The sequence below is a fragment of the Allopontixanthobacter sediminis genome, assembly GCF_009828115.1.
Taxonomy (GTDB): Bacteria; Pseudomonadota; Alphaproteobacteria; order Sphingomonadales; family Sphingomonadaceae; genus Allopontixanthobacter; species Allopontixanthobacter sediminis.
This window is the reverse complement of record NZ_WTYL01000003.1, coordinates 348,749-364,139: the sequence shown is the minus strand read 5'-3', so window position 1 is coordinate 364,139 and position 15,391 is coordinate 348,749. Positions and strand designations below refer to the sequence as shown.

The 15,391-nt window shown below is 62.5% G+C and carries 17 protein-coding genes; 7 read left to right on the top strand and 10 right to left on the bottom strand.

What is annotated here, in order from left to right; genetic code table 11:
• A complete protein-coding gene (locus GRI65_RS12570; protein ID WP_160757136.1) occupies window positions 1-1,131 on the bottom strand; it encodes an NAD(P) transhydrogenase subunit alpha in 1,131 nt (376 codons plus the stop codon).
• Between the two features lie 11 nt (window positions 1,132-1,142).
• Entirely contained in the window at window positions 1,143-1,268 is a 126-nt protein-coding gene (locus GRI65_RS15330) for an aa3-type cytochrome c oxidase subunit IV (RefSeq protein WP_232844127.1), read from the bottom strand.
• Between the two features lie 215 nt (window positions 1,269-1,483).
• Between GRI65_RS15330 and GRI65_RS12565 the strand changes: the two genes are divergently transcribed.
• Both GRI65_RS12565 and GRI65_RS12560 read left to right on the top strand, forming a co-directional pair.
• Window positions 1,484-2,902, top strand: coding sequence for a sigma-54-dependent transcriptional regulator (locus GRI65_RS12565; RefSeq protein ID WP_160756904.1), 1,419 nt, complete (start codon window positions 1,484-1,486; stop codon window positions 2,900-2,902).
• A 4-nt stretch (window positions 2,903-2,906) separates the two neighbouring features.
• Window positions 2,907-4,151, top strand: coding sequence for a carboxylate--amine ligase (locus GRI65_RS12560; protein WP_160756903.1), 1,245 nt, complete (start codon window positions 2,907-2,909; stop codon window positions 4,149-4,151).
• On the opposite strand, the gene GRI65_RS12555 is transcribed toward GRI65_RS12560, so the two are convergent.
• Window positions 4,072-4,632: an arsenate reductase/protein-tyrosine-phosphatase family protein gene (locus GRI65_RS12555; protein ID WP_160756902.1), complete on the bottom strand. Its 561-nt coding sequence runs from the start codon at window positions 4,630-4,632 to the stop codon at window positions 4,072-4,074. The two genes, GRI65_RS12560 and GRI65_RS12555, sit on opposite strands and share 80 nt — an antisense overlap.
• A complete protein-coding gene (locus GRI65_RS12550; RefSeq protein ID WP_160756901.1) occupies window positions 4,629-5,576 on the bottom strand; it encodes a polysaccharide deacetylase family protein in 948 nt (315 codons plus the stop codon). Before GRI65_RS12550 ends, GRI65_RS12555 begins: the two co-directional genes overlap by 4 nt.
• Before the next feature lie 86 nt (window positions 5,577-5,662).
• Here GRI65_RS12550 and GRI65_RS12545 point away from each other — a divergent pair, with 86 nt between their 5' ends.
• Window positions 5,663-6,433 carry an SDR family NAD(P)-dependent oxidoreductase gene (locus GRI65_RS12545; protein WP_160756900.1) on the top strand — a complete coding sequence of 257 codons (771 nt, stop codon included), beginning with the start codon at window positions 5,663-5,665 and terminating at the stop codon, window positions 6,431-6,433.
• 130 nt (window positions 6,434-6,563) lie between these two features.
• On the top strand, window positions 6,564-6,977 hold the full coding sequence (locus GRI65_RS12540) for a hypothetical protein (protein ID WP_160756899.1): 414 nt from the start codon (window positions 6,564-6,566) through the stop codon (window positions 6,975-6,977).
• Window positions 6,978-6,984: 7 nt separating this feature from the next.
• Here GRI65_RS12540 and folP read toward each other — a convergent pair whose 3' ends face one another.
• The 5 genes from folP to GRI65_RS12515 form a co-directional block, all read right to left on the bottom strand.
• Window positions 6,985-8,097, bottom strand: a complete 1,113-nt coding sequence (gene folP, locus GRI65_RS12535; protein WP_160756898.1) for a dihydropteroate synthase — start codon at window positions 8,095-8,097, stop codon at window positions 6,985-6,987.
• 25 nt (window positions 8,098-8,122) lie between these two features.
• Entirely contained in the window at window positions 8,123-9,286 is a 1,164-nt protein-coding gene (locus GRI65_RS12530) for a site-specific DNA-methyltransferase (protein ID WP_160756897.1), read from the bottom strand.
• Between the two features lie 208 nt (window positions 9,287-9,494).
• Window positions 9,495-10,439 (bottom strand): calcium/sodium antiporter, encoded by a 945-nt coding sequence (locus tag GRI65_RS12525; RefSeq protein ID WP_160756896.1) that lies wholly within the window; start codon window positions 10,437-10,439, stop codon window positions 9,495-9,497.
• Complete coding sequence (gene nhaA, locus GRI65_RS12520; protein ID WP_160756895.1) at window positions 10,436-11,611, bottom strand: Na+/H+ antiporter NhaA; 1,176 nt, start codon at window positions 11,609-11,611, stop codon at window positions 10,436-10,438. The genes GRI65_RS12525 and nhaA overlap by 4 nt, the downstream gene beginning before the upstream one ends.
• Before the next feature lie 174 nt (window positions 11,612-11,785).
• Window positions 11,786-11,968, bottom strand: a complete 183-nt coding sequence (locus tag GRI65_RS12515; RefSeq protein WP_160756894.1) for a hypothetical protein — start codon at window positions 11,966-11,968, stop codon at window positions 11,786-11,788.
• A 157-nt stretch (window positions 11,969-12,125) separates the two neighbouring features.
• On the opposite strand from GRI65_RS12515, the gene GRI65_RS12510 reads away from it, so the two are divergent.
• Window positions 12,126-13,007 carry a hydrogen peroxide-inducible genes activator gene (locus GRI65_RS12510; RefSeq protein ID WP_232844126.1) on the top strand — a complete coding sequence of 294 codons (882 nt, stop codon included), beginning with the start codon at window positions 12,126-12,128 and terminating at the stop codon, window positions 13,005-13,007.
• On the opposite strand, the gene GRI65_RS12505 is transcribed toward GRI65_RS12510, so the two are convergent.
• The gene (locus GRI65_RS12505; RefSeq protein ID WP_232844125.1) at window positions 13,008-13,646 is read right to left on the bottom strand and encodes a ribonuclease HII; all 639 of its coding nucleotides are present in this window, start codon (window positions 13,644-13,646) and stop codon (window positions 13,008-13,010) included. It lies immediately after the preceding gene.
• On the opposite strand from GRI65_RS12505, the gene GRI65_RS12500 reads away from it, so the two are divergent.
• Window positions 13,636-14,781 carry a PQQ-dependent sugar dehydrogenase gene (locus GRI65_RS12500; protein ID WP_160756892.1) on the top strand — a complete coding sequence of 382 codons (1,146 nt, stop codon included), beginning with the start codon at window positions 13,636-13,638 and terminating at the stop codon, window positions 14,779-14,781. The genes GRI65_RS12505 and GRI65_RS12500 overlap by 11 nt on opposite strands.
• A gap of 96 nt (window positions 14,782-14,877) precedes the next feature.
• Window positions 14,878-15,390, top strand: a complete 513-nt coding sequence (locus GRI65_RS12495; protein ID WP_160756891.1) for a GNAT family N-acetyltransferase — start codon at window positions 14,878-14,880, stop codon at window positions 15,388-15,390.
• The last annotated feature ends 1 nt before the right edge of the window (window position 15,391 follow it).

Below are 15,391 nucleotides of genomic sequence, written 5' to 3'. Positions count from 1 at the left end.
TTACTCTCCTGAGCCGAGCAACCGCTCATTGACCACTTTGCCGCCCTGCGTCAGCCGCACGGCGTTGCCAATTTCCTCGTCCAGCACCGGCTTGCCCGCTTCCGTGTCCCAGAAAGCGCTCAGGAAATTAAACAGGTTTCGGGAAAATAGCGCGGATGCATCGGCGGGCAGGTGAGCGGGCGTGTTGGAAAAGCCCATGATCTTCACCCCGTGGCGGGTCACCACCTGATCGGGCACGCTGCCTTCCACGTTGCCGCCCTGCGCCACTGCGAGATCGAAGATCACGCTGCCGGGCTTCATCGTGGCAATTTGCGAGTCCGAGATAAGGCGCGGCGCGGCGCGCCCGGGAATGAGCGCCGTCGTGATCACGATATCCTGCTTGGCAATGTGGCTGGATACCAGTTCGGCCTGCGCCTTCTGGTATTCTTCCGACATCTCGGTGGCGTAACCGCCGCTTCCTTCGCCTTCGATGCCTGCGACGTCCTCCACGAAGATCGGTTTTGCGCCCAGGGACTGGATTTGCTCCTTAGTAGCCGAGCGAACGTCCGTGGCAGAAACCTGCGCACCGAGCCGCCGGGCGGTCGCGATCGCCTGTAATCCGGCGACCCCTACACCCATGATAAATGCCCGAGCAGCAGTAATCGTGCCCGCTGCGGTCATCATCATTGGAAAAGCGCGGCCATATTGGTCCGCTGCGGCCAGAACCGCCTTGTATCCGGCCAGATTGGACTGGCTGGACAGGATATCCATGCTTTGCGCGCGGGTGATCCGCGGCATGAATTCCATCGCCAGCGCTTCGAACCCACCCATTGCATAGGCGTCGACACGGCCACGCGGCCCGAAAGGATCGAAGGATGCCGCGACCCATGCGCCGGGATTTGCGCCTTGCAACAACTCAACAGCGGGAGCCTGAACCGCCAGCACGATATCCGCACCGGCCACAGCCTCGGCCGCTGTACCTATCCCGGCACCTGCGTCCACATAGGCCTGATCGGAAACCGAAGCCGCTTCGCCAGCACCGGCCTCAACTGCGATGGTTGCCCCCAATGCGGTGAACTTCTTCACCGTTTCGGGAATGATCGCCACCCGTGTCTCGCCGTCGGCGCGCTCCTTCAGGACCGCAATGCGCAAGTTCTGCGCGCTCAAGACGCGATCAGAATAACAACGATCATGGTTATCAATGCGATCAGCGGCACCGACCACTTGAGCGTGCCGATAAACGAGCTGTAGGTTTTTTCCGCCGATTTGAAGTCATTTGGCGATGCCATGTCGAATCCCCGTATCTCAAGTTTCTCTCACGGTCCGTCTATCGTGCGGCACCGCTGGCATCAAGCCTCGCCCGATATCTTCCGTGTTCGCGATGCACAGGCGGCCCAATGCGTCTGCGAAACAATCGGATGAGGTGCAATGTCCTTAATCCGACCTTTACCTGATCAGGTTAGTCCATCGGATCTGTACCGCACCGGGACGGTCTTGGGATTCTATGGCTGACGATTCGACGCGATTGCTGATGCTGATTGATGATGAACCGGCCCAAAGCCGGCTCATCACGGCGCTCGCCGCGCGTGAAGGTTGGCGCGTGCTCGTGGTGGGCGACGCCGAGACAGCGATCGCTACGCTCGGCACCCGGCAGGGCATGCAATTGTCGGCGATCATCCTCGACCAGTGGGTACCCGGCGACGACGCCTGTAGCCTGATCGAGGAACTGAAGGCGCGGCGCCCGGCGATGCCGATCCTGATGCTGACGACCAGCGCCTCGCCATTGCTGGCGGTCGAAGCGATGCGCGCCGGAGCGACCGATTACCTCGTCAAGCCAGTGGCACCCGACCGGCTGATGACGGCCCTGCGCAGCGCCACGAAACACGAAGCGCCCAAGCACGAACTCCAGCCGCTGACTGAGAAGATGCCTGCGGTGCTCGATTTCGACGCCATGATCGGCACCTCGCAATCGTTTCGCGCAGCGCTCGCCAACGCTGCCAAGGCAGCTCGCGGCCACGCGTCGGTGCTGATCGAAGGCGAAACCGGGACCGGCAAGGAAATGCTGGTGCGGGCGATGCATTCCGCCAGCACCCGGTCCAAGTCATCCCTCAGGATCATCAATATTGGCGGGGTTCCGGCGAATTCCATCGAATCGGTCCTGTTCGGGCATGAACAGAACGCCTTCCCCGGCGCCTTCGACCGGCAGATCGGCGCCTTGCAGCATTGCGACGGCGGCACGCTGGTGCTGGACGAGATCGACCGGCTGGCTCCGCAATTGCAGGAAGTGCTGGCCGAAGCGCTGACCAGCGGAATCGTTCGTCCGGTCGGCGCGAAGCACGGCTTTCGGGTGGACGTGCGGCTTCTCGCAGCAAGCAACATTCCCTTGGCCGACCTCGTCGCGGCGGGGCATTTCGATCCGGGCCTTTACAAGGCGGTATCGAGCACGCGTATCGTGCTCCCCCCCTTGCGCGAACGGCAAGGCGACATTTCGGCCCTTACCCGTCATTTCCTTTCCCGCATCGGAGAGCAGCCGGGCCTCCGCGCCCTGTCGATCAGCGATGCCGCGCTCAGCCTGCTGTCCGCCTACGACTGGCCCGGCAACGTGCGCCAGTTGCAGGCGGTCCTGTTCCGCGCGGCGGTGTTCTGCGATAACGAAACGCTGACGGTCGAAAGTTTCCCGCAATTGTCCGAATTGCTGGGTGAATGCGACACGCCGCTTGATCCTTTGCACGAGGGTGTCGGGGTGATGCTTTATACGCCCGACGGCAATCTCCGACCACTGGAAGAGATCGAGGCGGATGTTATCCGCCTGGCTATCGGCCATTACCGCGGCCGGATGACCGAAGTTGCCCGCCGTCTCGGGATCGGGCGATCCACGCTATACCGCAAGCTGGGCGATCTCGGCATCGGTGACGCAGCCTAGTTCAATGCTGAAAACCGCCGTTATCGGCACCGACAGTCCGATCGGGCTCGCCGTGGTGCGGGAGCTGGGGGAGCGCGGGGTTCCAGTCTACGCCATCGGCAACCGGCCTGATTCGATTGGCGGCAAATCGCGCCATGCAGACCGCTTCTTCTTGCGGCCACGAGGTCCACTGGCCCAGTGGCTTCCGGAATTCGTGACAACTCACGAAATCGGCGCCGTCATGGCAATATCCGAACAGACCCTGGCGGAACTTTGCGCCCTGCGCGGCACCCTGCCCGGTTGCCTCGTCATCGCGCCGGAAGCAGAGAAATTTGCGCTGGTGCTCGATAAATCCGCGACGTTGGATGCAGCGCGGAGCGTTGGGATCGATGTTCCTGCCAGTTGGCAGCCCCTTGCGCCGCAGAACGAGAATACATTTCCCACCTCCCTGACCTATCCGGTCGCAGTCAAATGGTCCGACCCGGTAGCGATGATTGACAGGTTGTCCGCCGCCAGCCTGCCGCTCGAGAAAGTGGAATATGCGGACAATCCGGAAGCGCTGCAGTCCATCCTGCGCAAATATGACCGGATCGCCACATGGCCGATGGTGCAGGAATACGCGCGCGGATACGGGTTCGGCCAGATGCTGCACATGCACCGCGGCGAAGCGACGCTGAAATTCCAGCACCGCCGACTGCGGGAATGGCCGCCAACGGGAGGGATCTCGACTTGCTGCACCTCGGTACCGCTAACCGAGCATAACGAGCAGATGATGCTTTCCGAGCGACTGCTGCGCTCGATCGGGTGGGAAGGTCCCGCGATGGTCGAATACCGCCACGACCCCGCCACTGGCCGTTACGTCCTGATGGAAATCAACGGCCGTTTCTGGGGCAGCATCCCGCTGGCCTATCACTGCGACGCGAATTTCGCCTGGGAGACGTGGCGCTGCGCGGTTGGTCAGGCGAAGCTAACAGTATCTCGATCACCATCGCGGCCGCGCCACCGGATCGCCCGCTACATGGTGCCGGATACCAAGCATTTGCTGGCGCAGATGAAGAATGCGCTGCCGATGGCCGAGAAGCTGGTCCTGCTGTCCAGCTTCATCTTCCAGTTCATCGACCCGGCGGCTTGTTATTACGTCTGGTCCGTGCGGGACCCGCGGCCGTTCTTGTCCGATATCCGGTCAATAATCAGCCAAGCCGCGCGCCGGGGTAAGCCTGCGCCAGATGGATCACCCCGGATCCCACCCGCCGCAAGCACACTTCCATGAACGCGGGATCAAGCCGGTAGGGGTCGTGCAGGTGGGGCATCGGGGGGCTGGTATAACTGCCTAGCAATCCGCGGGGTAGATGCGCCAGATGCTCCAGCGCCGCCAGCTTTCGCAAGTGGCGATGCTCCATGCCGAGCAGATAATCGCCCGGCTGCGGAACGAAGTCCTGCGCCCGGGTAGTCAGATGCGCCTCGATCGGATGGCCGAGTTTTGCCGCTGCTGCTCGGGCGGGTTCATGGGCGGGCTTACCCTTGCTTGTCGACAAACCGAACGACGACGCGCGGATCCCCAGATCGCGGGCAACCCCTTCCGCAAACGCGCTGCGGCAAATGTTTCCGTGGCACACGAACACCAGCCGGCGGACCTCGTACGGCACCGGCCTGACCGCTGCCGACCATAGCGGCACGGCTTCGATATAGGACAGGCCCAGCCGCACGAGTCCCCTGCTTGTCCCGAAGTTGCGGGTCAGCTGATTGCTCATCGGAACACCGTGTTGGCGGCGAATTGCTCGGCCATCCTGAGCCCCGTGCGGGCGAAGTGATGTGGTAACAGCGACACTTCACCACCCGAAACATCGGGATCGAGGTCCCCGAAACCGGCGCCCTTAGCCTCGGTGGACACTCCAAGCCACTCGCACAGTTTTTCGAAACGGCGGCAGAGCAGCGCGTTCGGCCGACCGGTCTCGCGGTTGTAGAGTTCGAACGAGTGCGAGACGAGGCAGAACCCGGGCCAGTTTGTGCGTGCTGCATGGGAAATCGCCGCACGTAGCTCACTAAAGGACATCGCGGTCAGTTGTGCGTGCCGCCAGCCGCTTCGTCCCGCGATCGCGGAGACAGGAAATTCCCGCATTCCGCGGTGGCTGACAGGGCGGCAGTCCCCCATTGGCAGGCTGATTTCGCACAGCGACCCCGTGAGGCCCGCCGGGAAACTGCTATCCCACCGCAGGTCCAGGTCCGCGAGGGCGCACAACGTGTCGTCGTTCGCGCCGTAATTGCCCGCCCGGAAAGCGATTGGCCGCGGTGCGCCCGCTTGTTCAATCCGGTCGAGCCCCCACTCCAGCAAAACCCGCTGTTCGGGCAACGTGAAATCCTTGATGTTCAGTCCCGTCCGGCCCGGCAGCGGAGACCGGTCCGCAAAGGCGAGCCATTCGGTGTGGCAATGCAATTGCACTTCGTGTCCGCGGGCGATGATCGGCTGGACAACCGCGTCGACCGCTTGCTGTCCCCACACCAGCGCGGGCATCGGATCGACGAAGAATACGGCCTTGACGCCGCAACGGTCGAATACGTCCATCTGATAGAAAATGCCGGCTTCACCCCGGCTTGACCGGCACGCGATGGTCCGATCGAAATTGACGGCACGATCCGCCCCCGTCCCGCGGGCATAAAGCCCTGCGGAATATTCCGTATCGATTGTGATCAGCACCGGTAGCATCGCCAGCCGGCCATCGCATATTCGCTTTAAGATAGCGTTGCGTTAGGGGGGACCCGATTTCACTGGAGACCAAGATTATGACCGCGCCATCCAACCCACTCGATTTCACCGGCCGGAGCGTGCTGATAACCGGGGCCGCGTCGGGCATCGGGGCGGCGTGTTCGCACTGGCTGGCAGCACAGGGCGCGAAGCGATTGGTGCTGATCGACCGGGATCGAGACGGGCTGGATGCCCTTAAGCTGGACACTGCTACCGAACGTTTTGCTATCGACGTAGCCGATCCCGCGAAATGGTCCGAACTGGAGGCTGATCTTGGCATGCTGGATCACGTCATAGTCAACGCAGGGATCGGGGGCAGCGGCGAAATTGCCGACCTGACATTTAAGGAATGGCGCCGGGTCATGGCCGTCAATCTGGACGGCGCTTTCCTGACGCTGGCCGCGGGCATTCGCGCGATGAAGCGCAATGGAAAAGGCAGCGCGGTGGTCACCGCTTCGATCACCGGGGTGAAACCGGTGCCGGGCATTGGTCCGTACGGCGTCGCCAAGGCGGCAGTTGCGCATATGGCGCGGATCGCCGCGGCGGAAAATGCGGTGCACGGCATCCGCGTGAACGCCATCGCGCCGGGCGGTGTCGACACCGCGATCTGGGAAGGATCGCCCGATTTCCAGAACGCCGTCGCCGACCATGGCCGGGAGGCTGCGCTCAAAGGCATGGCCACCACCACTCCGCGCGGTACTTTTGCCACGTCAGAGGAAATCGCTGGCGAAATCGGCTTCCTGCTGTCCGATCTGGCAGCAAACGTCACCGGCATCGTCCATATTACCGACGGCGGTTATTCGTTCTGATCTCGTGCCGCCAAGCCTCGAAAGCATGGCGGACGGGGCAATATCTTAACCATCAAGGGGCTACGGCACACTTGCCTGTTGGCGAGAGCAACCGCTTATGGTGCAGGCGCAACCGAATGGAACAAATGCCGTGCAACAGGACCCGCTGGAACTCGAATGCGACCGCTTGTCCGAAACGGTAGACAATTTCCTGTACCAGCGCATTCGCTGGGACCGGGTCGAAGGTCCGCTGCTGACAAAACTGGTGCAATTGGCCCATGCGACCTTCGAAGGCCGGCCCGATTTCGAGCTGGCGGAAGAAGGCGCGACTGCCGAACTCAAGCGGTTCGTTCTGAAAGTGCACAGCAACCGGGTCGTGGCCATCAAGATGTGGCTCGCCAATGGCCGCGCGTTACTTGACGTCGAGCAAATCGAACGCAGCAAATACAAGGTTGCCGCGTCCGAACCGGTCTCGATCGCATTCGACGGTGTTGATGAAACCTGGATGACCCAGGCAATGCAGAGCGCGCTTGCGCGTGTGCATAATCCGGAGGCTCAGGCCTGAGTTAGGATCAGTCTTCGGGGATATCCGAAAAATCGGTCAGCGCCGCATCGCGGAGACCCCGCCATACATTCCGCGCCTGGACGCTTGCCGCAACGTCGTGCACCCGCAGCAGCTGGACGCCGGCATCCATCCCGGCAATCGCCAGCGCAACACTTCCGCCGAGCCGCTCCGCCGCTGGCGCTTCGTTCGACAGCGCGCCGATCATCCGCTTGCGGCTCGCGCCCAACAGCAGCGGCTGGCCCAAGGCGTGGAGCAGCGGCAAGGCGTTGAGCAAAGCCAGATTGTCCGACAAGCTCTTGCCGAAACCGATCCCTGGATCGAGGATGATTCGCTCGCGCGCCACGCCAGCCACCACGGCACGGTCGCGCGCGGATTTGAGCCAATCGAACACGTCCAGCACGACATTACCGTATTCGCTGTTCGCATGCAGGTCGGCGCCGGAGCCCGGTGCGTGCATCAGGATCACCATACAACCCCGAGCGGCGACCAGTTCCAGGCTGCGCGGATCATGGCGGAGCGCGGACACGTCGTTGATGATGTGCGCGCCTGCGTCGAGCGCCGCTTCCATCACTGCCGGACGGCGGGTGTCCACGCTGATCGCGGCGCCCATCGCCGAGCAGTATTTCACTGCCGGCAGGACTCGCTTCAGCTCGTCCCCTTCCCACGTCGCGGCTGCGCCGGGACGTGTGCTCTCGCCGCCGATATCGACGATCGCCGCGCCCGCTTCCAGCATCGCGGCGGCATGCGCCCGGCCAGCGTCGGGGTCATCCAGAAAGTCGCCGCCATCGGAAAAACTGTCCGGCGTTACGTTCAGCACGCCCATGATCTGCGGCTGGTCCAGACGGATCGTCCGTTCGCCTAGCTGGATTGCCGGATGCGCAAATCGGAGCGCGCCCCATTGCGCCTCCGCGTCCGCCGCCACGTCGTCCGGCAAGCAACCGAGCGCCTCGGCCATTCCGTCCGCCGAAACCAGCGTACGCGAGACTATCTCTGCGCCGCTGCGCCGGATGATCGCAAAACGGTGGGCATAGATCATCCCGCCAGCGAGCCGGACAGCACCGCCATGTTCGCTTTGCGGGCTGGCTGCAAAGCCGATCGGGCGAAGGTAGACCTGGTCCATTTCGATATGCCGCCGATTGTCCGCGTCAGTCTTCGGAACTGAGCAGGTAAAGCTGCCTGATCGCGTCGATCGGCTTCACATCGCCATTGTGTTCGACATGCCAGAATGTCCAGCCGTTGCAGCTCGGCGCGCCTTGCAGGTCCTTGCCCAGCCCGTGGATCGAACCGACCTGCTTTTCATGCACCAAGGAGCCATCGGCGCGAACCGTGGCGATCCAGCGGCGCCGTTTGTCGAATATCTGCGTACCCGGGGCGATCAGGCCGTTCTCCACCAGGACGCCGAACGCCACCTTGGGCGCGCCCTTCGCGCTGTGCATGGTGACCAGCGCGCTTTCATCCAGCGGCAGTTCCTTCTCGATCCGGCTGATCGCGATATCGCGGTAGAAATCTTCCCGTTCGCAGCCGATCCATTGGCGGCCTAGGCGCTTGGCGACCGCGCCCGTAGTGCCGGTGCCGAAAAACGGATCGAGCACGACATCGCCCTTCTCGGTTGTTGCCAGCAACACGCGGTACAGCAACGCTTCGGGCTTCTGGGTCGGGTGCGCCTTGTGGCCGTCATGCTTCAGCCGTTCGGGCCCGCCGCACAGCGGCATCGACCAGTCGGAACGCATCTGCAATTCGTCGTTGAGCGTCTTCATCGCCCGGTAATTGAAATGGTACCGCGCCTTTTCGCCTTGCGAGGCCCAGATCAGGGTCTCGTGGGCGTTCGTGAAACGGGTGCCCTTGAAATTCGGCATCGGGTTGGTCTTGCGCCAGACGACATCGTTGAGGATCCAGAAGCCGAGATCCTGCAGGATCGAGCCAACCCGGAAAATGTTGTGGTAGCTGCCGATAACCCACAGCGCGCCGTCGGGCTTCAGCACCCGGCGGGCCTCGGTCAGCCAGTCGCGAGTGAACGCGTCATAGGCGGCGAAGCTGTCGAACTGGTCCCAATGGTCGGTAACCGCATCGACCTGGCTGCCGTCGGGCCGGTTGAGATCGCCGCCGAGTTGGAGATTGTAGGGCGGGTCGGCAAAAACGCAGTCGACGCTGTTGTCCGGCAGGCTACGCATCGCCGCGACACAGTCGCCCGGCAGGATCTGGCCGATCGGCAGAGGTGCGCCCTCGTCCCGCGCTTCGCGAGCAGCCGATTTGCTCGCCGTTCTGGCGACCGTCCGGACGCGCATCTTCGTGGTCTCCATGACCCCCATCTTCAGTCCCCTGTTAAGTTATCCACAGGGTGAGTCCAAGCGGACTCCACGTCAAGCCGGAATAATCAGGAACCCGATTTGCCAGTGGTGAAGTTAAGAGAGAACAAAAAGAGCCCGCCACAATATATTGAGTCTGCTCGCATTCCCAGCATCGCCATCATGGGGTGTGGCCTTAAGGACTCGGCCTGAAACTCAATTGCACGATTGATCAGGCGGCGAGAAGAAATGCGGTGTTGGCGACGAACAGCGCGGTCAGCACGGCCCCGGCGATGCGTCCGATCTGCTTGCGATAGGCTATGAACCAGACCAGCAGCAGCGAACTGGCAACCACCAGCGGAAGTTCGATATCGATCATCTCGGCCGGGATCGCGCCCGGTGCCGCGATCATGGTGACGCCACCGATCAGCAGGATGTTGAACACGTTCGATCCCAGCACATTGCCGATCGCCAGGTCCGAATGCCCGCGCCACGCGGCAATTGCCGAGGCGGTCAGTTCAGGCAGCGATGTACCGACCGCGACAATGGTCAGGCCGATAACCGTCTCGCTCATCCCGAACAGGCGGGCCAGATCGACTGCGCCGCTCACAAGGAAGCTGGCACCGAAAACCATGACTCCCAAACCGGTCAGCAGCAGCGCGCCGGCTGCGGGCACAGAAAGGTTGGCCGGGACCGGGGCGCCCTCCTGCAGAGAAGGTTCCTCGCCGGGCTGGCGTGAATGGGTGTAGCGCCAGGCAATGTAACCCGCGATAGCCGCGAGGAGCGCAAGACCTATCCAGATGCTGCCCCATGCGAACCAGGCGACCACGAACAGCATCACCGACCCCGCCAGCGCGGTTATCGCATCGCGCATCGAATCGACCCGGTTGAGGGCAATCGGCTGGATCAAGGCGGCAATGCCAAGGATCAGCAGGGTGTTGGCAATGTTCGAACCGGCAATATTGCCCCACGCGATCCCCGGCGATCCGGCAAGTGCCGCCTCGATCGAGGTCACGAGTTCCGGCATCGAGGTGCCGATCCCGACAATTACCAGGCCGGTGAACAGGCCCGAAACCCCTAGCCTTACCGCCAGCGAGACGGCGCCGCGCACCAGCCAGTCCCCGCCCAGCACGAGCGCGACCAGTCCTCCGAGGCACATCGCAACGGCTATCATCATGCAGGCTGCCTTCCAGCGCTGCGCAATATCAGGATGCCGCCGATAGCCGACAGGATTGAACCACCGAGCACGCCAAGTTTGACGGCGGCAATCTGTTCCGGCGAAGCAAACGCCAGATTGCCGATGAACAGACTCATAGTGAAACCGATACCGGCAATCAGGGACAGTCCCCACATTTGCGCCCAATTGATCCCTGCCGGCAGGCTGGCGATGCCGGACTTGGCGGCCATCCACGCAAACCCGACAATACCCAATTGTTTGCCCAGAAGCAGGCCCAGCGCAATTCCCAGCGGCAGCGGCGCGGCCAACGCGCTGATTTCCAATCCGGCAAAGGATACGCCGGCATTGGCGAACGCGAACACCGGTACCACCAGAAACGCGACCCATGGATGAAGAGCATGCTCCATCCGTTCCAGCACTTTCCCGCCCGATCGGCTGGTCATCGGCACCGTCATCGCCAGTGCCACGCCCGCGAGAGTTGCGTGAACGCCCGATTTCAGGACGAAGAACCACAACAGGATGCCAAGCAGGATATAGGGCAGCGATGACCCGACCCGCGCCCGGCCGATCAGCGTCAGGGCTACCAGAACCGCCGCCGCGGCCCCCAGCATGGCCAGTTCGACGCCGGGCGTATAAAACAATGCGATAATGACGATCGCGCCGATATCGTCGATCACTGCAATCGCGAGCAGCAACGCCTTCAGCGCAACTGGAACACGGCTGCCGAGCAGCGCGAGGATGCCAAGGGCGAAGGCGATGTCGGTGGCGGCCGGAATGGCCCACCCCGCAAGGTTTTCCGGATTGTTCCAGTTGATGGCGGTATATGTCAGGGCCGGCACGATCATGCCCCCGAGCGCGGCAAACAGCGGCAGTGAGGATTGCTTCCAGCTGGAAAGCTGCCCGGTCAGGACTTCGCGCTTCACCTCCAGACCGATCAGCAGGAAGAACACTGCCATCAGGCCGTCGTTGATCCACAGCAGTGCCGGCTTGGCAATTCCAGCACCCTCGACTGTAACTGCAAGCTCGGTAGTCAATGCTGCCACATAGGCGCCGGAAAGCGGGCTGTTGGCCACGACCAGCGCCGCCGCGGCGGCGCACATCAGCAATATTCCGCCAGCGCTTTCCTGTTTCAGGAAGTCTCGCAGCGCTCGCGCGGCGTTTGTCGGTAACATGATCAAAACCCTTCGGCGTGACGAAAAATCAAATCGGGGCGGCAACCGATCCATTGCTGGCGCGGTTACCGCCCCGTACTTATAGCCCCCTTTGCGGCCCTGTTGCCGCACAAATGCGGCGACGCGCCCGCCCCCTGGAGGGGTAAGGGGTCAAACGCGCCGCCTGCCGAGCCGCTACTTGTTGACGCGCAAGATGGGGTTGTTGCGGCGCTGCAACTCGGCAATCCTGTCTTTCAAACGCAAGCGAACCCGTTTCAGCAGCTTCAGGTCTTCCTGCTTGCCATGCGCCTTGCTGGTGTCGATCAAGCGGTCGATCCGCCGGTGCCGCCGCAAAAGCCGTTCGAGATAGGTGTTCATTCACAACCTCCGCTGCCGGCACCGACTGCACAAGCAGCACCTGCCGGTATGGTGATGTCCCTGTCTCGAGCAAAGTGGTGGAGCGTCGTCGATAAATCCAATTGGAACTTTGACCTCATTTTGATAGACTGTATCTATCATGCCGACTCTTCGCCAAATGGAATACCTCGTCGCGCTGGAGGATACGGGGCATTTCGGAAGAGCCGCTGCGAGCATTCCCGTGACCCAGCCGACGTTGAGCCAGCAGTTGAAAGCCCTTGAAAAACGACTGCAGGTCAAGCTGGTCGAGCGCGGCAAGCCGCTCCGCCTGACCCCCATCGGGCGTGAGATCGCCGCCCGCGCGCGGCGGATGCTGATGGACGTCAGCGAGATCCGGCACCTGGCGGAGCAGAGCCGCACTGGCGCGGTAGGCACGATCCGCTTCGGTGTATCGCCGACGCTTGGACCGTACCTCATACCGCCGGCGGTGGTTCGCCTGCACCGCGAGAACCCGTTGCTGAGGATGTATATCCGCGAAGGCATCCCGGACGACCAGTTCGCGGAACTGGCCCGCGGTACGTTGGACATGGTGCTCGCCCCTTTGCCGGTTGCGGGCGGCGGCCTGCACGTCGAACCTCTGTTCCGGGAACCGCTTTCGCTGGTCGGCGCGCCGGATCATCCGCTGCACTGTATCGACGGACTGAGATCATCGGACTTTGCCGGGCAACCCGTACTGAGCCTTGACAGGCGGCATCACTTTCATCGGCAGGCGTTGGATATCTGCCGGGAACTGGGCGCGGAACTGATGCGCGATTACGAGGGTACCAGCCTCGATAGCCTGCGCCAGATGGCCGGGTCAGGGCTCGGCCTGGCGATCCTGCCCGAATTGTACCTACGATCCGAAACCGGCGGCGAGGATATGGTGCGGCGATTTGCGATCGAGGACTGGTCGGCTACCCGTTCAATCGCGGCGGTGTGGCGCGAAGGCGCGGCCTTTGCCGGAGCATACGCCGCAATCGCGGAAGTTATCGCCGCGGAAGCCCGCGAAATCCTTCGCTAGTCAGAGCAGCATCATCTGCGCGACCGGGGCGAAACTGCGGCGGTGCAATGCGCACGGTCCGTGTTCCTGCAGCGCCGCCAGATGATCCCGCGTTCCGTATCCCTTGTTCCGGTCCCAGCAATATTGTGGATGGTCCCGTGCAGCCGTCAGCATGATCCGGTCGCGCCATTCCTTGGCAACAATCGAAGCCGCCGAAATACACGGTTCGATCGCATCGCCGCCAATGATAGGCGTACCCTGCCACCGCCAGCCCTCGGCCCGCCCGGCCGGGGTAAGATTGCCATCAATCAGGATACGCGCCGGTTCGCGCCCCAGCGCCTCGCACAAACGCTGGACCGCCAGCGTCATCGCCAGCATCGTCGCGCCGAGGATATTGAGCCGATCGATAGCTTCCACATCGACCACGCCGACCGCCCATGCGCACCGGCGGCGGATCGTCAGGTCGAGTTCGCCGCGCCTAATGGCAGTTAGCTTCTTGGAATCGTCCAGCCCGCCCGGCCGCGGCTTGCATAACGCGACGGCAGAAGCCACAACCGGTCCTGCCAACGGGCCGCGGCCCGCTTCATCAACGCCGAGGATAATATCCCCGGCACCAAAGCAGCCCTCGGGTGTTCCGGAGAGTATGGACATGTCAGACATCAGATTCATCGCCCTCGCTCTAACCATGGCAAGCGTGCCTCTCGCAAGCTGCGGCGCACAGACATCAGTGGAAAGCATCTCCGAGAATTCGGGCGCCTTCGCGGTCAGTGAACATGGCACCTTTGCCGAGCCTTGGGCTGCCGCCTTCGAGCCCGGTACCGGCGTACTTTTCGTGACCGAAAAGGCAGGGACGGTAAAGTTCTATAATCCGGCGAGCGGAACCACAGGTAACGTCACGGGCGTCCCCACGGTGGATTACGGCGGCCAGGGCGGTCTCGGCGATATTGCCTTCGGTCCCGATTACGCTTCGAGCAAGGCGATTTATCTCAGCTGGGCGGAGGCGGGCGAAGGTGACACACGCGGTGCTGTGGTCGGCAAGGGAACACTGGATTGCAGCGCCGGAACGTCCTGCGCGATCAAGGGCCTCGAAGTGATCTGGCGGCAGTCCCCGAAGGTCACCGGCCGCGGCCATTATTCGCACCGGATCCTTTTTTCGCCAGACGGTCAGTATATGTATGTGGCGAGCGGTGACCGGCAGAAAATGCAGCCTGCGCAGGATTTGTCGAACAACCTCGGTTCGATCGTTCGCCTGACTCTGGACGGAGAGCCGGCACCCGGTAATCCGTTTGCCGACCGGGGCGGTGTAAGCCAGGAAATCTGGTCTTACGGCCACCGCAATATTCTCGGCATGCAGTTCGACGAACAAGGCCGGTTGTGGGATCTCGAACATGGTCCCAAGGGCGGCGACGAACTCAACCTGGTCAAGCAGGGGGCCAATTACGGGTGGCCGATTGTCTCGGACGGCATTCATTATGACAATGATCCGATCCCCGACCATTCCACGCGCCCTGAATTCGCCGCACCGGCGATCCAGTGGACCCCGGTAATCGCGCCCGGAAATTTCATTTTCTATAATGGTGACATGTTCCCGGAATGGCGCGGCGATGCGCTGATTGCGGGGCTGAAGACCGAGGCTATCATCCATGTATCGATCGACGGCGAGAAAGCGACCGAAGTTGCCCGCTATGACATGGGCGAACGCATTCGGCAGATCGTGCAAGGGCCGGACGGGGCAATCTGGGTGCTTGAAGACACCGAGAACGGTCGTCTGCTGCGGCTAGCTCCTCCGGCGTGACCAGGCTGACAATTTGCGCATGACGCACTGATAGTTCGATTGCTGTCGACACCGCGTCGGCAGCGCCCTATCGGCGCGCTCCATTCCGGAGCAAAAATGCCAACAATCGTTCCCCTCGCCAATGTCGATCCCGCGATGATCGAAGATTTGCTCGACCGCGCATTCGGGCCGGATCGGCACGCCCGCACCGCCTACCGGATGCGCGAAGGCACCGACTGGCTTCCGGCCCTCAGTTTCGCAGCGCTCGATGACGAGGACTATCTGACCGGGACGATCCAGTTGTGGCCTGTCGCCCTCACCGACCCCGAAGGGCGCGCCCATCCGATGTTGATGGTCGGTCCGGTGGCCGTGCTGCCCGAACGCCAGCAGGAAGGGTACGGAAAGGCACTGATGCTGGCCTCTCTCGGGGCGCTCGACACAGCAAATCCGCTGCCGCAGATACTGATTGGCGACGAGGAATATTACGGACGCTTCTTCGGGTTCAGCGCGGAACATACCGGCGACTGGTATTGCCCGGGCCCTTTCGACCGCGAACGGCTGCTGCTCAGGTGTGAAAATCCCGCGGTGCTGCCAAAGACCGGCATGCTCGGGCCGTGGGGTGCCCAGTAGG